This window comes from Xanthobacter dioxanivorans, from assembly GCF_016807805.1.
GTDB lineage: Bacteria > Pseudomonadota > Alphaproteobacteria > Rhizobiales > Xanthobacteraceae > Xanthobacter > Xanthobacter dioxanivorans.
Map to the genome: position 1 here is coordinate 4,252,829 of NZ_CP063362.1, position 17,435 is coordinate 4,270,263.

The window sequence follows — 17,435 nt, forward strand, 5'->3', positions numbered from 1 at the left end:
CCAACCATGGCCCATGACCAGGCCGCACCTTCGGCCGGCAAGCTTGTCGTCCGCAACATCGGGCTTGCCCTTTCGGGCGACCTCGCCAACCCCATCCTCGCGGCGGATACGCTGGTGTGCGAGGGCGGACGGATCACCGCCGTCGGCGCCTTCGCTGATTGCGACACCGAAGGCGCCGATACGGTGATCGACGCCCACGGCGCGGCGGTGGCGCCGGGCCTCATCGACAGCCATTCGCACCCGGTGTTCGGCGACTGGACGCCACGGCAGAACCAGATCGGCTGGATCGATTCCATGGTCCATGGCGGCGTGACCACGCTGGTCTCCGTGGGCGAGGTGCACCTGCCCGGGCGCCCGCGGGACGTGATCGGCGCCAAGGCGCTGGCCATCACCGCCCAACGCGCCTTCAGCACCTTCCATCCTTCCGGCATGAAGGTCCATGCCGGCGCGGTGGTGGTGGAGCGCGGCATGAGCGAGGCCGACTTCGCCGAGCTCGCCGCCATCGGCGTGGACCGCATCGCCGAGATCGGCCTCGGCACGGTGAAGGAGGCGGACGAGGCGCGCCAGGCGGTGGCATGGGCGCGCAAATACGGCATGCGCACCATCATCCACACCGGCGGGCCGTCCATCCCCGGCTCGGGCATGATCGACAAGAACGTGGTGCTCGCCTCCGATGCGGACGTGATCGGCCACATCAACGGCGGCCACACCGCCTTGCCGCCGGATGAGATCCGCGAGCTGATCGAGCGTTCCCCCCGGGCCATCGAGATCGTCCACAACGGCAACGAGAAGATGGCGGTGTTCGCCGCCCGCACCGCCGCCGAGCTGGGCTGCCTCGACCGGGTGATCCTCGGCACCGATTCCCCCGCCGGCTCCGGCGTGCAGCCGCTCGGCATCCTCCGGGTGATGAGCCTCCTTTGCGGGCTCGCCGACATCCCGCCGGAAGCGGCCATCTGCTTTGCCACCGGCAACACCGCCCGCATCCAGCGCCTGGACGGCGGCCGCCTCGAAGCCGGCCGCGCGGCGGACCTCGTCTTCCTGGCGCGGGCGCAGTGCAGCTCCGGCAAGGACCTGCTCTCCAGCATCTCCGCCGGCGACCTGCCGGGGGTGGGCATGGTGGTGATCGATGGCATCGTGCGCTGCGGCAGGAGCCGCAACACACCTCCGGCGGAGGTCGTGCCCGAGATCGTCAAGGCGCGCCCCTGAGCCGCCTTGCTTCCGGGGCAGGGGATCCTGGCCAGCGGCGCGCCGGCGCCGTTTCTGATGCGAAGGCCTTGAAGGTGCCGAAGTTTTCAAGGCCGAAGGGAAGGGTTCTGTCTGCGCACGGGTTGAGGCCGGGCTTCTCTGCGCCGACGCGTGGGGCGCTGTTCGCGATCCTGTCCGTTGATCGGAGCGCTCAGTTCCGCCCGGCCGCGAACACCTGGATCGGCGCGGTGACCACGGTGCCGACGGCGCCGCCCAGGGCCTGGACGGCGGTGGCGCCGGGGCTCGCGTCGTCGGCGATGGTCTGGCCGGCCATCAGCCGGTCGCCGAGGAGGCGCACCATGTCCGGCTGGGTGGCGAACTTGCTGTGGTTCAGCGCGTCTCCCCCCTGCAGGGCGGTGAGGTCGAGCACGGTGATCCCCGTCGCCTGCTCCAGCCGGGCGGCATAGGCCGGATCGGTCAGGTCCACGGACCCCACGCGCGTCACCTGGCCGGCGAGGAAGCGCGACAGGCCCAGGGCCTGGTCGTTGCGCGAGACGAAGATGGTCAGATGCGGCCGCTTCGGCCCCAACTCGCGCACCTGCCGCTCGAACACGTCGATGTCGAGGTCCGGCGAGGCGAGGATGACGTTGGAGATTTTCGCCGGCACCCGCCCCTGCGCCAGAGTGAGCTGGCGCAGCGCCTCCACCGCCAGCCACGCGCCCATGGAGTGGGCCAGCACCACCACCTCGTCCACGTGCGGGCTCTTCGCCGCGGTGGCGAGGACATAGGCCAGGTCGGAGCGGGAGAAATTGGTGCTCTCGCGGTCATAGATATAGTCGCCCACCCGCCCGCGCGACGGCCAGGAGAACAGCACCGGCACGTAGTCGGTGCCGGTGTCGTGCACGAACTGGGCGAAGCGGAACACCGAGGCATCGAAGCGCGTGTTGAAGCCGTGAACGAACACCAGCACCCGGCGCTTGGCGCGCGGCTGGCCCTGGAACCAGGGCAGCACCTGGCTGCGGGCGAGGGGGCCACCCGCGTCACCGCGAAGTCCCGCGCGGGATCCGCGGGCACCTGCCGCGGCCACTGGATGGAGCCGACCGCCCGATCCGGCGGGATGGAGACGACGATATTGGTAAAGGCGAGGCCATCGCCCCGCTCGCCGGTGAACACCACGCCCTCCGCCGGCGAGGGCGCGCGGGTGGTGGCCACCAGCATGTCCACCCGGTCGCCCGCCGGCGTGCCGGGGTTCAGCGGCACCAGCACGCCTTCCGGATTGGCGCAGGCGCCAAGGGCCAGCAGAAACAGGGGCGCGAGAAGCCGGATCCTGACTGCCTTCCGCCGGTTTGCCGTGCCCGCCTCCGTCACTCCGTCGTCTCCCGGCATACCGTAACCGGGCACCGTCGCAGCGCGCGCCCGCCGTTTTTGTTCTTGTAGAGTATGGACGCGCGGATGCAAACGGGTCGGCCGCGCCGGCCTCTGGACCTTCCTGAGGGCTGGGCTAAGGTCGCAGCCGAACGAGGCGGGGCGGAAGATGCGGACGGTCACATTCCCCAACGGCGAGACGGTGCCGGCCCTCGGCCAGGGGACCTGGTACATGGGGGAACGCGCGGCGGCGCGGGCCGGGGAGGTGGTGGCTCTGCGTGCCGGGCTCGACCTCGGCCTGACCCTGATCGACACGGCGGAAATGTATGCCGACGGCGGGGCGGAGGAGGTGGTGGCCGAGGCCATGGCCGGGCGGCGCGGGGAAGTGTTCCTCGTCAGCAAGGTCTATCCGCACAACGGCAGCCGCTCGGGCGTCATCTCCGCCTGCGAGCGCAGCCTGCGGCGGCTGAAGACGGAGGTCATCGACCTTTATCTGCTGCACTGGCGCGGCAACCACCCTTTCGCCGACACCATCGCCGGCTTCGAGGCGCTCCAGGCCGCGGGCAAGATCCGCATGTGGGGGTGAGCAACCTCGACGCCGCCGACATGGACGAGCTTCTCGCCACCCCCGGCGGAGAGGCCTGCGCCGCCAACCAGGTGCTGTACAATCCGAGCCGGCGGGGGCCGGAGTTCGACCTCTTCCCGCAGCTCGCGGCCGCGCGGATCCCGGTCATGGCCTACAGCCCCATCGAGCAGGCGCGCCTGCCGCGGGGCGGCGCGCTGGGGGCGGTGGCGAAAAAGCACGGGGTCGATCCGTTCCAGGTGGCGCTGGCCTGGGTGATGCGGCGCGGCGACGTGATCGCCATCCCGAAGGCGAGTCGCATCGCCCATGTGGAGATGAACGCCGGCGCCCGGGCCCTCGTGCTGGATGCCGAGGACCTCGCAGCCATCGATCGCGCCTTCCCGGCGCCGCGCCGCAAGACCTCCCTCGAAATGCTCTGACGCCGCTTCGAGCGACGTCGCGCAAGCCGGGCCCGCGCGTCCCCGCCGCCCGGCAAAGCCGGCTCGCGCGCGGGCCCGCCCGTAGTGCCGGCGGCGACGACGGGACGTGCCCTCCCCACGCCTAGGCTTGAGACGCGGGGCTCGCTGTCGCGCATCTGTATCCACATGGGTGCAAGCGGCTTGATCAGCCGGCGACAATGTATTACTCAAGGATAAGCATGTGGTACTCTAGTATTGAATACTTCTAAAGTGGCCGGCAACTGTCCGGGTTGCGACGAGGGTGCTTCCAAATCTGGAGCGGTTCAAAATGTCTGAATTTGAACATCGGGTTCATGCCCGGCACGACGGCCGGGAGCATGGCGGGCAGGAGCATGGCGGGCTGGAGCACGACGGCACGGACATGGGAGGGCACTGGCGCGGCGAGGCGGGCTGCGGGCCCCGGCGCGCCATTCCCATGGTGGATGCGCAGCTCGACAGCCGCGACCTGTTTGCCGCCGGGCGCCTCATCACCATCGCGCACGGTGAGCACACCTACCAGTTGCGCCTCACCTCGCAGAACAAGCTGATCCTCACCAAGTAGGGACCCGCCGGGAACGGCCGGGCGGACGATCCCCCGGAGAGTTGCGGCGTGCCATGCCTTCGCCGCGTTTCGTCTGCATCAGGTCCGCGCCGGCCGGAGGGCGCTTGTCGCACCCCTCGTCCGGGCCTTTCCGGCACGGGCGTTTCTGCTATTGTCCGCGCCCAATTCGAGCGGATCCAAACAGAAGCATGGCCATCTCCGAGCCTGCGTCCGGCCAGCGGCGGGCGTTCGTCCTCGACCTTCCGCGACGCTTCGTGCGCATCCTCGACGGGGCGTCGGCGCGTCACGGCCGCGCCAGCCTCCTTCTGGTGGCGGTGTCGCTCCTCGCCTTCCTGCCCGGCTTCTTCCAGCTCTCTCCCATCGACCGCGATGAGGCCCGCTTCGCCCAGGCCACGAAGCAGATGCTGGAGAGCGGGAACTTCGTGGACATCCGCTTCCACACCCAGGCCCGCCACAAGAAGCCCATCGGCATCTACTGGCTCCAGGCCGCGACGGTGAAGGCCGGCGAGGCGGTGATCGGCCCCTCGGCGCGCGGCTCCATCTGGCTCTACCGCCTGCCCTCCCTGTTCGCCGCCATCGGTGCCGTGCTGCTGACCTACTGGACGGCGCTCGTCTTCGTCTCGCGTCGGGGCGCGCTCCTCGCCGGCCTCATGATGGCGAGCTGCGTGCTGCTGGGGGTGGAGGCGCGCCTCGCCAAGACCGATGCGGTCCTGCTGTTCACCATCATGGCGTCCTTCGGCGCCCTGGCGCGGGCCTATGCGCTGCCGGCCGCCGGGCGGAAGGGGGACCTGAAGCTCGCCGCCATCTTCTGGACCGCGCTCGCCGCCGGCATCCTGGTCAAGGGGCCCATGGCGCCGCTGTTCGTGGGCCTCACCGTGGCGGCGCTGGCCATCGTCGAGCGCTCGGGGGCGTTCCTGAAGCCGCTCAAGCCTTTGGCCGGGCTGGCGTGGTGCCTGCTTCTGGTGCTGCCGTGGTTCGTGGCGATCTATTACGTCACCGGCGGCGCCTTCTACCAGCACGCGGTGGGCGTCGACATGCTGGGCAAGGTGACGGAAGGGCAGGAGGGGCACTGGGGCCCGCCCGGCACCTATTTCCTCGCCGCCTGGGGCACGTTCTGGCCGGCCGTCGTGCTGGTCGCCATGGCCGTGCCCTTCGCCTGGCGCGCACGGCGCGACGAGAAGGTGCGCTTCCTCCTGTGCTGGGTGGTACCGAGCTGGATCGCCTTCGAGGTCGCCGCCACCAAGCTGCCCCACTACGTGCTGCCGCTCTATCCGGCACTCGCCATCCTCGCCGTCATGGCCCTGGAGCGGGGCGCCCTGGCCAGGCCGGGCAGCCGGCTGGCGGCGCTGGCCCGATTCTGGCCGGTGTTCGCCATCATCGTGTCGCTGGGGCTCGGCTTCGGCTTCTTCTGGCTGGGCAGCGGCTTCGGCCTCGCCGCCTGGCCGCTGCTGCTCCTCGCCATCGTGCTGCTGTGGATGGCCGCGCTCGCCTTCCCCAAGGGCGGCGCGGAGGGCGCGTTCCTCACGGCGGTGTGTGGTGCGCTGGTGCTGTACGTGGCGGTCTACCAGGCCATGCTGCCGCAGATGCGCGCCCTGTGGATCTCCGAGCGCCTCGCCGCCGTGGTGCGGGAGCAGGGCTGCCCGGCGGAGAACGTCGCCTCCTTCCCCTACCAGGAGCCGAGCCTCGTCTTCCTGGTGGGTACCAAGATCAATTACGGCCTGCCCAACGAGGCGGCGGCGCTGCTGAAGAAGGGGGGCTGCGCGCTCGCCTTCATCGACGACCGCTTCACCCCGTCGTTCGAGAAGCACGCGGCGACCCTGGAGCTGAAGTACCACGCCGTCGCCACCATTTCGGGCTTCGCCTATAACGGCGGGCGGCCGGTGGCGATCACCGTGTTCCGCTCCGACGAGGCGGCCCAGTGAGCGCGCCGGCGACCGGGGACGCGGGCACCGGGGAGGGACCGCGTCACCAGGGCATGAGACCCCGGGGGGAGACGCCGCCCCGGGACGACTGGCGGAAGATCGGCACGGCTTTCGCCGGTATTCTCCCCGGCCTGTGGCAGGCGCTGGCCTATCTGTGGCGGCGGCCCCGGCGTGCGCCCGCGCCCCGCATCGGCCTCTCCGGCTCCATGGAAGGGCTGGCGCTCGTGGCGCTGGTGGCGGGGCTGGTGGCCGCCTCCATGATTCTGCTCGATCCGCTGGTGACGGGCCTGCGACCGAAGCTGCCGGTCTGGCTGGTGATCCTGTCGGAGCGCCTCACCGACCTCGGCTTCAGCGGCACCGTGCTATGGCCGCTGGGCATCGCCATCGTCTATGTGCTGGCGCTCATGCCCGGCCTCGACGCCATGGGCCGGCGCGTGGCCGCGAGCGTGCTGGCGCGCCTCGGCTTCCTGTTTCTCGCCATCGCCCCCGTGGGCCTCGCGGTGGCGGTGGTGAAGCACCTGCTCGGCCGCGCGCGGCCGCACGCGGCATTCCACTTGCCGGGACCCAATCCCCAGCTCACCTTCGACTGGCTGGTGTGGAAGTCGAGCTTCGCCTCCTTCCCGTCGGGCCATTCCACCACCGCGCTGGCCGCCGCCGTCGCGTTCGCGGCGCTGTTTCCCCGGGCGCGCGGGGTGCTCCTGGCGCTGGCCGTGCCGGTGGTGGCGACGCGCATCGTGCTCGGCTCCCATTATCCGAGCGACGTGATCGCCGGTGCGGCCATCGGCAGTGCGTGCGCGCTGCTGGTGGTGAAGGCGTTCGCCGCGCGCCGCGTGGTGTTCACCGTCGACCCCGAGGGTCGTGTTGCGCCCATGGCCGGGCCTTCCGCCCGCAGGCTCGGCTGCCTCGTGCCCAACGGCGCAGCAAACGCCGCAACCCGCCCCGCCGTCCCTGTTGAAGAGGCGAGACCTTGACCATTTCCGAAGTCCACGCGACCGCAGCCCCCCGGCTGTCGGTGGTGATTGCCGTGAAAGACGAGGCGGAGAACGTCATCCCGCTCATCGCCGAGCTCGACGCGGCGCTCGCGTTCGAGCCGTTCGAGCTCATCTTCGTGGACGACGGCTCCACCGACGCCACCCTCGCCAACCTGCGCGAGGCAGGCCGCACGCGGCCCTATCTGCGCATCCTGGTGCACGAAAAGTCCTGCGGGAAGTCCGCCGGCGTCGACACCGGCGCGCGCGCGGCGCGGGGCGACCTGCTGCTGCTGCTCGATGGCGACGGCCAGAACAACCCCGCCTACCTGCCCGAGATGATCCGGGTGATGGATGCGGGCGGTCCGGTCGTCGGCCTCGTCCAGGGCGAGCGGCAGGGCCGCAAGGACACGCGCTTCAAGCGCTTCCAGTCGCGCCTCGCCAACCGCGTCCGCGGCGGCCTGCTCAATGACGGCACCAGGGATACCGGCTGCGGCCTCAAGGTGGTGCGACGCGAGGTGCACTTGCGCCTGCCCATGTTCGATGGTCTGCACCGCTTCATGTCGGCGCTGGTGAAGCGCGAGGGCTACGAGATCCGCACCGTGCAGGTGGTGGACCGGGAGCGCTGGCACGGTGTCTCCAAATACGGCTTCTGGAACCGGCTGTGGGTCGGCATCGCCGATCTGTTCGGCGTGTGGTGGCTGATCCGGCGGCGGCGGGTGCCGAACGTGGTGGAGCGGAATTGAGATGCTGGTCGAGCTTGTACATCAGGTCGGCGACTACCTGCACGACGTGTTCGTGGCGCAGCTCGATTGGTGGGTGGTTCTGGGCTTCGTGGCCCAGATCATGTTCACCATGCGCTTCGTGGTGCAGTGGATCGCCAGCGAGAAGGCGCAGCGCTCGGTGATTCCGTTCGCCTTCTGGACCTTCTCCCTGGGCGGCGGCACGTTGCTGCTGATCTACGCGCTCTATCGGCGCGACCCGGTCTTCATCGCCGGCCAGGCGCTGTCCACCTTCATCTACATCCGCAACCTGCAGTTCGCCCTGCGCGAGCGCCGGGCGAACCGTGCCGTGACCTGAGGGAACGGCCTGCGGGGAGGGGGCGCCCCCCTCACTGCGCCGCGTGCATCCTGGCGAAGGCCTGGTCGAGGTCTGCCTTGAGGTCGGCGACGTCTTCGAGGCCGATGTGCAGGCGCACGGCCGGGCCTTCCACGTCCCACGGCGTCGCGGTGCGGTAGTCGGCGCAGTTGAAGGGAATGGCGAGGCTCTCGTAGCCGCCCCACGAATAGCCCATGCCGAACAGGGTGAGGGCATCGAAGAAGGCGGCCACGGCGCGGTCCGGCACATCCTTCAGGATGAAGCTGAACAGCCCGGTCGCGCCGGCGAAGTCGCGCTTCCAGATGGCATGGCCCGGATCGGTGGGGAGCGCCGGGTGCAGCACGCGGGAGACCTCGGGCCGGGCGGCCAGCCATTCGGCCACTTCGAGGCCCGAGCGCCAGTGCCGATCGAGCCGCACCGCCAGCGTGCGCAGGCCGCGCGCCCCAAGGGCGGCATCGTCCGGGCTGATGGTGATGCCCATGGTGCCATGGGTGGCGCTCACCTTCTTCCAGGCCGCCCCGACCGCCGAGATGGTGCCGAGGTTCAGATCCGCGTGGCCGCCGATATATTTCGTGCCGGCCTGGATGGAGATGTCCACGCCCGCCGCATGCGGCTTGAAGTAGAGCGGCGTCGCCCAGGTGTTGTCGATGAGGGTGGTGATGCCGCGCGCCCGCGCCACCGCGGCGATGGCCGGCACATCCTGCATCTCGAAGCTCTGCGAGCCGGGCGATTCGAGGAAGATGGCGCGGGTGTTGCCGCGGATGAACGCCTCGATGTCGGCGCCGGCGAGGGGATCGTAATAGCTGGTCTCGATGCCGAGCCGCTTCAGCACCTGGTCGCAGAAGGTGCGGGTGGGGCGGTAGGCCGTGTCCACCATGAGCAGGTGGTCGCCGGCGTCGAGCACAGACAGCAGGGAGAGGGAAACGGCGGACAGCCCCGAAGGGGTGAGGGCGACGCCGTCGCCGCCCTCGAGGGCCTTCAGCGCCGCCTCGAAGCTTTCGGTGGTGGGATTGCCGCGCCGCCCGTAGCTGTAGCGGCCGCGATGGTGGACGAGGTCGTCATATGTCGCGGAAAGCACCGTGGAGCCGCGCACCACCGGGGTATTCACGAACCCGTCGAAGCGCTGCGGGTCGCGGCCGGCATGTACGACTTTAGTCGCAGTCTGAAGCTCCGCGTTCGCCCCAGCCTTCGTTTCGGAACCGCCAGCCATCGCAGTCTCCTGTCCCAATGGTATCGCGCGGCCGTCCGGTACTATTGACCGCTCCGCGCCGAGGGTTTGAGATGGGCGGGATAGACGTCTTGGACCCTCCCGTCGAGCCGTGACATGCTGCACAGCAGCGCGATCGGCGCGGGGCCGGTCCGCAGGGGCGTCATCCCAAAGAAGGAACCTTCCGTGAAACGCATCCTCTTCGCAGCAGCAGGGCTCCTGTCGCTGGCTGGCGCCGTCAATGCAGCGACCCTCGACGACGTGAAGGCGAGAGGCGCTCTGACTTGTGGCGTGACCCAGGGGCTCCCCGGATTCTCCAATCCGAACGACAAGAACGAATGGAGCGGCCTCGACGTGGACTTCTGCCGCGCCATCGCGGCAGCGATCTTCAACGATCCCACGAAAGTGAAGTTCACGCCCCTCTCGGCCAAGGACCGCTTCACGGCGCTCACTTCCGGCGCCATCGACGTGCTGTCGCGCAACACCACCTGGACCATGTCCCGCGACACCACCCTCGGCTTCAACTTCGCCGGCGTCATGTATTATGACGGCCAGGGCTTCCTGATCCGCAAGACCGTGGGCCTGAAGTCGGCCAAGGAGCTGCAGGAGGCGTCCATCTGCGTGCAGCAGGGCACCTCCAACGAGCTGAATGTCGGCGACTATTTCCGCGCCAACAACATGAAATACCGCGAAGTGATCGCGTTCGCGACCATCGACGAGACGGTCAAGGCCTACGAATCCGGCCGCTGCGACGTGTTCACCTCCGACCGCTCGCAGCTCGCGTCGGTGCGCCTCAAGCTCACCAATCCGGCGGACCACGTGCTGTTGCCGGAGACCATCTCCAAGGAGCCCCTCGGCCCGCTGGTGCGCCACGGCGACGACCAGTGGTTCGATCTCGTGAAGTGGACCTATTTCGCCCTGCTGAACGCCGAGGAGCTCGGCATCACGCAGAAGAACGTCGACGAGCAGGTCAACTCCCAGAACCCCGACATCAAGCGCCTGCTCGGCACCGACGGCAAGTATGGCGAGGGCATCGGCCTCACCCCCGACTGGGTGGTGCGCATCGTCAAGGCCACCGGCAATTACGGCGAGATCTATGACCGCAATGTCGGCCCGGCCACGCCGCTCGCCATCGAGCGCGGGCTGAACAACCTGTGGACCAAGGGCGGCATCCAGTACGCCCCCCCGGTCCGCTGAGGGCGCGACGCGCGCATCGTGAGCACCTGATTTCCTTATCGCATGCGAGGGACGGACGCCGACCGGCGCCCGTCCCGACAAAAACAGGGGCCAAAGGCTCCCCTTCCTTGCTTCGGGGGTACCATGTCGGATGCTCGCCTTTCCGGACCACCGCCGGCCCCCAGCCGGAGGTGGTCGTGGACGGATCCCAAGCTGCGTTCCTCGGTGATCCAGATCGTTCTGGCGCTCATCCTCATCTGGCTGGCCTGGGCCTTCTACGCCAATGCCCAGTCCAACCTCACCCGGCTCGGCATCGCCTCCGGCTTCGGCTTCCTCGACAACCGCGCCGGCTTCGCCATCAGCCAGACGCTGATTCCCTACAATGAGAACATGAGCTATGGCCGCGCCTTCATGGTGGGCCTGCTCAACACACTGCTGGTGGCCTTCCTCGGCATCGTGCTGGCCACCATCATCGGCTTCCTCATGGGGGTGGCGCGCCTTTCCAAGAACGTGGTGATCAAGGCGCTGGCCTCCGCCTACGTGGAGATCACCCGCAACCTGCCGCCTTTGTTCCAGATCCTGTTCTGGTACCTGGCGGTGCTGTCGACCCTGCCGGGGCCGCGGCAGAGCTGGGGCTTCGGCATCCAGCCCGTGCTCGGCGCCATCGGCTCGGGCCTGTCCGGCATCGGGCTCGGCTTTCTCGGCGGTCCGCTCTCCGCCTTCGCCGCGAGCCTGGCGGCCCCCTCGGTGTTCGTGAACAATCGCGGCCTCGTCGTCCCCCGGCCCATCTTCGAGGACGGGTCGATGGCGATCCTCTACGCCCTGATCGTGGCGGTGGTGGCGAGCATCGCCATCGGCCTGTGGGCCAAGAAGCGGCGCGAGGCGACGGGAAAACCCTTCCCGGTGTTCTGGACCGGCCTGGCGCTGGTCATCCTGCTGCCGCTCGCCGCCTCGGCCGCCGCCGGCTTTCCGGTGACCGTCGAGAAGCCGGAGCTGCGCGGCTTCAACTTCGTGGGCGGGCTGCGCGTCATCCCCGAATTCGTGTCGCTGCTGCTGGCGCTCTCCATCTATACCGGTGGCTTCATCGCCGAGATCGTGCGCTCCGGCATCATGGCGGTGTCCAAGGGACAGACCGAGGCGGCCCATTCCCTCGGCCTTCGCACCGGCCCGACGCTGCGCCTCGTCGTCATTCCGCAGGCCATGCGGGTGATCGTGCCGCCGCTCACCAGCCAATATCTGAACCTGACCAAGAACTCCTCGCTCGGGGTCGCGGTGGGCTATCCGGACCTGTTCGCGGTGTTCGCCGGCTCGACGCTGAACCAGACCGGACAGGCCATCGAGATCATCGCGGTCACCATGGCGGTCTATCTCACCATCTCGATCGTCACCTCGACCATCATGGGCTGGTATAACAAGCGCGTCGCGCTGGTGGAGCGGTGAGATGACGGATACGACCGCTTCGCTTCCCCCCGGCCGCTCGGCGCCCGTGAAGCCCTTTGTCTCCGCCAGCCTGCGGGAGCCGGAGCCGGCCCCCGTCTCCACCCGCGGGCCGGTGCGATGGGTGCGCGCGCACCTGGTCGGCTCGGTGCCGCAGGTGCTGCTCACCCTCTTCGGCATCTGGCTCGTCTATGCGACCGTGCCGCCGCTGATAAAGTTCTTCATCGTGGACGCGGTGTGGACCGGCACCAGCCGCGACGCCTGCCTCGCCGAAAAGCTCGGCCGGCCGGTGGGGGCCTGCTGGCCCTTCGTCTGGGCCAAGCTGGACCAGCTCATCTACGGCTTCTATCCCGCCGCGGAGCGCTGGCGGGTGAACGTGGTCTACTGGCTCGGCGCCCTCCTGCTGCTGCCGCTGCTGATCCAGAAGCTGCCCTACAAGCGGCTCAACGCCATCGCCTTCTTCGGCGTGTTTCCGGTGGCGGCGTTCGTGCTGCTCACCGGCGGCGACCTCGATCTCCAGCGCTTCCTGCTCGGCAATCTCGGTTTCGGCGCCCTGTTTCCGGCGCCCGCCGCCAAGAGCGGCCTGAGCATCGCATTCTGGCTCGACTTCGTCGCCTCCACCGTGCTTGTCACCGCCATCGCCTATGGCATCTCCCGCTTCCTCTCCGGGGCGGAAGGCGCGCGCTCGGCGGCGAAGACAACGCTCACGGTCTTCGCCGTGCTCGCCGTGGTGCTGTTCGTGGTGGACGTGCCCCTCGGCCTGCCGCAGGTGGAAACCCGCCTGTGGGGCGGGCTGCTCGTCACCCTGGTGATCGCGGTCACCGGCATCACCGTATCGCTGCCCTTCGGCATCCTGCTGGCGCTCGGGCGGCGCTCCAGCCTGCCGCTGGTGAAGGCCGCCTCGATCATCTTCATCGAGTTCTGGCGCGGCGTGCCGCTCATCACCGTGCTGTTCTTCGCCACCTACATGCTGCCCTTGTTCCTGCCCGGCCGCTTCACCATCGACGGGCTGCTGCGGGCGTTGGTGGGCGTCGCCCTGTTCGCCTCGGCCTACATGGCGGAGGTGGTGCGCGGCGGCCTCCAGGCCATCCCGAAGGGCCAGTACGAGGGCGCCATGGCGGTGGGCCTTCGGCCCTCCCTCATGATGCGGCTGGTGGTGCTGCCGCAGGCGCTGAAGCTGGTGATCCCCGGCATCGTCAACAACTTCATCGGCCTGTTCAAGGACACGACACTGGTGCTGATCGTGTCGATCTTCGACCTTCTCGGCGCCATGCGCGCGGCCTTCACCGATCCCAACTGGGCCTCGCCAACCACCCTGTTCACCGGCTTCGGCTTCGCCGGCATCGTCTATTTCGTCTTCTGCTTCGGCATGTCCCGCTATTCCATGGCGTTGGAGAAGCGCCTCGACCGGGCACAGCGGCACTAGAGCGCGATCCGGCCCGAGGGAAACGGGTTCTGTTTCCCTCGGGCCGGTGAATTGCCCTCTCGTTTTTTGAAAGAGGCGGATTCACCGATCGGATCCGGCTCTGACGCGTTTTCGCCGGATCCGGCGGGGTTGGCCAACCTCACCGGCAAATCCGTCTCTGAAACTCAAAGGCGGCGCCCGTTTTTCCCGTCCCATGGCGGCCATGGGACCGGATCGGGCTCCAGGAAGGGGCGCGACGTGAGTACTGATCCCGTTATTGCCGAGGTGGAAGCCGACGCCCCCAAGGTCGCCGTCGAGATGATCGGCGTGAACAAGTGGTACGGCGACTTCCACGTGCTGCGCGACGTCCACCTCACGGTGGGGCGTGGCGAGCGCGTGGTCATCTGCGGGCCTTCGGGCTCGGGCAAGTCCACCCTCATCCGCTGCATCAACCGGCTGGAGGAGCACCAGAAGGGCCGCATCATCGTCGACGGCATCGAGCTCACCGACGACCTGAAGCGCATCGACGAGGTCCGCCGCGAGGTGGGCATGTGCTTCCAGCACTTCAACCTGTTCCCGCACCTCACCATCCTCGAGAACTGCACGCTCGCCCCCATGTGGGTGCGCAAGATGCCGAAGAAGGAGGCCGAGGACCTGGCGATGCACTTCCTGGAGAAGGTGAAGATCCCGCACCAGGCCGCCAAATATCCCGGCCAGCTCTCCGGCGGTCAGCAGCAGCGCGTGGCCATCGCGCGGGCGCTGTGCATGCGCCCGCGCATCATGCTGTTCGACGAACCCACCTCGGCGCTGGATCCGGAAATGGTGAAGGAGGTGCTCGACACCATGGTGAGCCTCGCCCAGGACGGCATGACCATGCTGTGTGTGACCCACGAGATGGGCTTCGCCCGGCAGGTGGCGAACCGGGTGATCTTCATGGATGCGGGCCAGATCATCGAGATGAACGAGCCCAACGCCTTCTTCTCCAACCCGCAGCACGAGCGCACCCGGCTGTTCCTCAGCCAGATCCTGCACTGAGGCCCCGGCCGGGACTGGCGGCTCGGCCTGCCACGGCATCGGCCTGGTATCGCTTCGGCGTCACCTCTCACCCTCCGGCCGGATCGGAGGGGGCCGTGGGGGGCGGCGCCGAAAGGGTGGAGGAAACCCATCCGTCGTCAGCGGCGTTCCTATCGGTCAGCGCAAGCCCACCGGATAAGGAGATCGCCATGCAGGATCCCAACGAGGCGCGCCAGGAGCGCGAGTTCCGCAGTCCCGACGGCCGGACCAGCCAGGGTGCGCCGGTAACGGCATCCTCCAAGGCGCGCCAGGGCGTCACCTCCGGCCGCGTGCTGGTCATCCTCGCCGTGGGTGTTCTGCTCGTCATCGTCGGATTTGCGGCGAGCTATGTGGGCGCGGTCTGAGCGAGGGCGCGCCGCCGCGCCGCAGGCTCACACGGGAATGTTGTCGATGAGACGGGTGTCGCCGAGCCAGGCGGCGGCGAGCAGGCGGACGGGCTCGCCGCGATCCTTCAGGGGTGCCAGCGTGTCGGCGTTGCGGGCGGCCACATAGTCCACCTTCAGGCCGAGCGCCTCGATCATTCCGCGCGCCGTGGCCACCGCCGCATCGGCCGGTGCGCCGGAACGGATCGCGTCGGCGGCGCGGGCGAGGGCGGTGTAGATGACCGGCGCGATCCGGCGCTGCTCCTCGTCGAGATAGGCGTTGCGCGACGACAGGGCCAGCCCGTCCTCCTCGCGGATGGTGGGCAGGCCGACCACCTCCACCCCGAGGTCGAGATCGCGCGACAGGCGGGTCACCACCTTGAGCTGCTGGTAGTCCTTCTCGCCGAACACCGCGAAGTGCGGGGCGCACTGGATGAAGAGCTTGCCCACCACGGTGGCGACCCCGCCGAAGAAATGCGGCCGGAAATCGCTTTCGAGCCCCGCCGAGGGGCCACCCACCTCGATGCGCGCGGCGAAGCCTGCGGGATACATCTCGGTGGCCGTCGGGGCGTAGACCAGATCCACGCCCACATCTGCGAGCTTGAACAGGTCTTCCTCCAGCGTGCGGGGATAGCGTGAGAAATCCTCGTGCGGCGCGAACTGGGTGGGATTGACGAAGATGGAGACCACCGTGCGCTGGGCGATCTCCCGCGCCTTCTCCGCCAGCGCCACATGCCCGGCATGAAGGGCCCCCATGGTGGGAACGAGCGCGACCTGCGCCCCCTCCGCCTTGAAGCCGCCCACCGCCGCCCGCAGATCACGGATGCGGCCCACCACCTTCGGCAACGTCGCCATCGTCCCAGCCCTCGCCGTGGCGGCCCGCGCTCGGTGCCGCCGCGGAGAGGAGATAGGGCGTCGTCCCGTCGTCATCAACCGTCTTCGCGCGCGCCGCATCGCAAGGCCCCGCCGTCGGCCGCCCCTTGGTTCCGCGTCGGCGTCGGCCTATGTGTGGAAAAAGAGGTCGAGATGGGCAAGCGGGACGGGACATCCGGCACAGGCGTGCCGCTGAAGCAGGATCAGGGCGCGCAGGTGTCGCGCGCCGACGAGGTGGAGCGCTTCCTCGCCGCCGCCCGTGCCATGCCGCCGGCGCGACCGGCCGACGGGCGCGGGCGCCTCGCCTTCGCGCTGGATGCCACCGGGTCGCGGCAGCCCACCTGGACGCTCGCCTGCGACATCCAGGCGGACATGTTCGCGGCCGCATCCGCCCATGGCGGGCTGGACATGCAGATCGTCTATTATCGCGGCGGCAGCGAATGCCGGGCCTCGCCCTTCGTGCGCGACGCTGCGACCCTCGGCGGCCTGATGCGCCGCATCTCCTGCCTGCCCGGCCTCACCCAGATCCACCGGGTGCTCGGCCATCTGGCGCGGGAGGCGGAGCGTTCGGGCCTCAAGGCGGCGGTGTTCGTCGGCGACGCGCTGGAGGAGGACGTGGCCACGCTCGATGCCGCGGCCGGCCAGCTGGCCCTGCGCGGCGTGCGCCTGTTCATGTTCCAGGAAGGCGATGACACCCGTGTCGAGGAGGTGTTCCGCCGGCTTGCGGCGGTCACCGGCGGCGCCTATTGCCACTTCGACGCCCGGGCGGCGGCGGAGCTGCGCCAGCTGCTCGCCGCCGTCGCCGCTTATGCGGCGGGCGGGCGTCCCGCCCTGTCCGCGCGCAATGATGCGGGCGCGCGGCATCTGCTTGCGGCATTGGGCACCGGTGGCGCCGGCCGCTGAGCCGGGCGCGGATCGGTGCCTGCCGTTGCCCGCCCGATCTCAAGGGCCGATAAGCTCGGCTCATTGGGTCCTGCCTGAGCCGCGCGGCGCCGGAGCAAAATCCACCCGGCGCCGGTCGAAGACCGGCGCCGATGGCATGAGAAGGAGTTTTGCGTGATCAGCCTGATCGCCGGGGCGTTGTTGCTGGCCATCGGCCTCTACGGCCTGAAGGTATGGACCAAGAGCGATCCCAAGGTGCTCGCCGCCATCCTCATGCGCTCGCTGGCCTATGCCGCCATGCTGGGTGCGGTGGGCGCGCTGGCCATGGGCCGCTTCACCGCGGCCGTGCCACTCGCGGTGGTGGGCATCGCCCTGCTCGGCCGGCTCGACCCGAACGGGGTGGGGGGCCTTCTCGGAAGCCTGTTCCGCAAGCGGCGGGCCGGCCGCACGTCGCGGGTGCGCACGGCGGTCCTGGAAATGCAGCTCGATCATGCCACGGGGGCGATGAGTGGCCAGATCGTGGCCGGGCCTTATGCGGGACGCGGGCTGGATACGGTGGATGTGCCGGAGCTGCTCGCCCTGCGCGCCATGTGCGACGCGCAGTCCCTTGCTTTACTCGAAGCTTATCTCGACCGCCGGGCGCCCGCCTGGCGTGAACACGCGCAGGGCGACGCGGGTGGCGGGAACATGGGCCGCGCGGCCGCGGACAGCGGCACGATGACCGAAGAGGAAGCCTATCAGGTCCTTGGCCTTCAGCCGGGAGCGGACGCTGCCAGCGTCCGCGCGACTCACCGGGACCTGATGAAGAAGTTCCACCCCGATCATGGCGGATCCAGCTATCTGGCGGCGAAGATCAATCGAGCCAAGGACGTGATCTTGAGCAAACATGCCTGATTCTC

16 protein-coding genes and 1 pseudogene are annotated in these 17,435 nt (G+C 69.1%); 14 read left to right on the forward strand and 3 right to left on the reverse strand.

Features of this window, described 5'->3' with window-relative positions:
* The first annotated feature begins 6 nt into the window (after positions 1 to 6).
* Positions 7 to 1,206 carry an amidohydrolase family protein gene (locus EZH22_RS19810; RefSeq protein WP_203192189.1) on the forward strand — a complete coding sequence of 400 codons (1,200 nt, stop codon included), beginning with the start codon at positions 7 to 9 and terminating at the stop codon, positions 1,204 to 1,206.
* A gap of 190 nt (positions 1,207 to 1,396) precedes the next feature.
* Here the strand turns inward: EZH22_RS19810 and EZH22_RS19815 are convergent, their stop codons facing one another.
* Complete coding sequence (locus tag EZH22_RS19815) at positions 1,397 to 2,272, reverse strand: alpha/beta hydrolase (RefSeq protein ID WP_231711058.1); 876 nt, start codon at positions 2,270 to 2,272, stop codon at positions 1,397 to 1,399.
* A gap of 447 nt (positions 2,273 to 2,719) precedes the next feature.
* On the opposite strand from EZH22_RS19815, the pseudogene EZH22_RS19820 reads away from it, so the two are divergent.
* The 6 genes and pseudogenes from EZH22_RS19820 to EZH22_RS19845 all read left to right on the forward strand — a co-directional run bounded on the left by EZH22_RS19820 (position 2,720) and on the right by EZH22_RS19845 (position 8,102).
* Positions 2,720 to 3,552, forward strand: a pseudogene (locus tag EZH22_RS19820) (aldo/keto reductase).
* 400 nt (positions 3,553 to 3,952) lie between these two features.
* A complete protein-coding gene (locus EZH22_RS19825) occupies positions 3,953 to 4,132 on the forward strand; it encodes a hemin uptake protein HemP (RefSeq protein ID WP_231711560.1) in 180 nt (59 codons plus the stop codon).
* A 188-nt stretch (positions 4,133 to 4,320) separates the two neighbouring features.
* Positions 4,321 to 6,054, forward strand: a complete 1,734-nt coding sequence (locus tag EZH22_RS19830) for an ArnT family glycosyltransferase (protein ID WP_203192190.1) — start codon at positions 4,321 to 4,323, stop codon at positions 6,052 to 6,054.
* Between the two features lie 53 nt (positions 6,055 to 6,107).
* Positions 6,108 to 7,025: a phosphatase PAP2 family protein gene (locus tag EZH22_RS19835; protein ID WP_203192191.1), complete on the forward strand. Its 918-nt coding sequence runs from the start codon at positions 6,108 to 6,110 to the stop codon at positions 7,023 to 7,025.
* Positions 7,022 to 7,768: a glycosyltransferase gene (locus EZH22_RS19840; RefSeq protein WP_231711059.1), complete on the forward strand. Its 747-nt coding sequence runs from the start codon at positions 7,022 to 7,024 to the stop codon at positions 7,766 to 7,768. Before EZH22_RS19835 ends, EZH22_RS19840 begins: the two co-directional genes overlap by 4 nt.
* Positions 7,769 to 7,772: 4 nt before the next feature.
* Complete coding sequence (locus EZH22_RS19845) at positions 7,773 to 8,102, forward strand: lipid-A-disaccharide synthase N-terminal domain-containing protein (RefSeq protein WP_203196644.1); 330 nt, start codon at positions 7,773 to 7,775, stop codon at positions 8,100 to 8,102.
* Positions 8,103 to 8,133: 31 nt separating this feature from the next.
* Here the strand turns inward: EZH22_RS19845 and metC are convergent, their stop codons facing one another.
* Complete coding sequence (gene metC / locus EZH22_RS19850; RefSeq protein ID WP_203192192.1) at positions 8,134 to 9,330, reverse strand: cystathionine beta-lyase; 1,197 nt, start codon at positions 9,328 to 9,330, stop codon at positions 8,134 to 8,136.
* A gap of 183 nt (positions 9,331 to 9,513) precedes the next feature.
* On the opposite strand from metC, the gene EZH22_RS19855 reads away from it, so the two are divergent.
* From EZH22_RS19855 to EZH22_RS19875, 5 genes are all read left to right on the forward strand, one after another.
* On the forward strand, positions 9,514 to 10,524 hold the full coding sequence (locus EZH22_RS19855) for an amino acid ABC transporter substrate-binding protein (RefSeq protein WP_231711060.1): 1,011 nt from the start codon (positions 9,514 to 9,516) through the stop codon (positions 10,522 to 10,524).
* Between the two features lie 123 nt (positions 10,525 to 10,647).
* On the forward strand, positions 10,648 to 11,943 hold the full coding sequence (locus EZH22_RS19860; protein ID WP_203192194.1) for an amino acid ABC transporter permease: 1,296 nt from the start codon (positions 10,648 to 10,650) through the stop codon (positions 11,941 to 11,943).
* A gap of 1 nt (position 11,944) precedes the next feature.
* Positions 11,945 to 13,366 carry an amino acid ABC transporter permease gene (locus tag EZH22_RS19865; RefSeq protein WP_203192195.1) on the forward strand — a complete coding sequence of 474 codons (1,422 nt, stop codon included), beginning with the start codon at positions 11,945 to 11,947 and terminating at the stop codon, positions 13,364 to 13,366.
* 297 nt (positions 13,367 to 13,663) lie between these two features.
* A complete protein-coding gene (locus EZH22_RS19870) occupies positions 13,664 to 14,380 on the forward strand; it encodes an amino acid ABC transporter ATP-binding protein (protein ID WP_203196645.1) in 717 nt (238 codons plus the stop codon).
* Positions 14,381 to 14,568: 188 nt separating this feature from the next.
* Complete coding sequence (locus tag EZH22_RS19875; RefSeq protein WP_203192196.1) at positions 14,569 to 14,763, forward strand: hypothetical protein; 195 nt, start codon at positions 14,569 to 14,571, stop codon at positions 14,761 to 14,763.
* Between the two features lie 27 nt (positions 14,764 to 14,790).
* On the opposite strand, the gene panC is transcribed toward EZH22_RS19875, so the two are convergent.
* Positions 14,791 to 15,636: a pantoate--beta-alanine ligase gene (gene panC / locus EZH22_RS19880; RefSeq protein WP_203192197.1), complete on the reverse strand. Its 846-nt coding sequence runs from the start codon at positions 15,634 to 15,636 to the stop codon at positions 14,791 to 14,793.
* A gap of 171 nt (positions 15,637 to 15,807) precedes the next feature.
* Here panC and EZH22_RS19885 point away from each other — a divergent pair, with 171 nt between their 5' ends.
* Positions 15,808 to 16,557 (forward strand): vWA domain-containing protein, encoded by a 750-nt coding sequence (locus EZH22_RS19885; RefSeq protein ID WP_203192198.1) that lies wholly within the window; start codon positions 15,808 to 15,810, stop codon positions 16,555 to 16,557.
* A 156-nt stretch (positions 16,558 to 16,713) separates the two neighbouring features.
* Positions 16,714 to 17,430: a J domain-containing protein gene (locus EZH22_RS19890; RefSeq protein WP_203196646.1), complete on the forward strand. Its 717-nt coding sequence runs from the start codon at positions 16,714 to 16,716 to the stop codon at positions 17,428 to 17,430.
* The last annotated feature ends 5 nt before the right edge of the window (positions 17,431 to 17,435 follow it).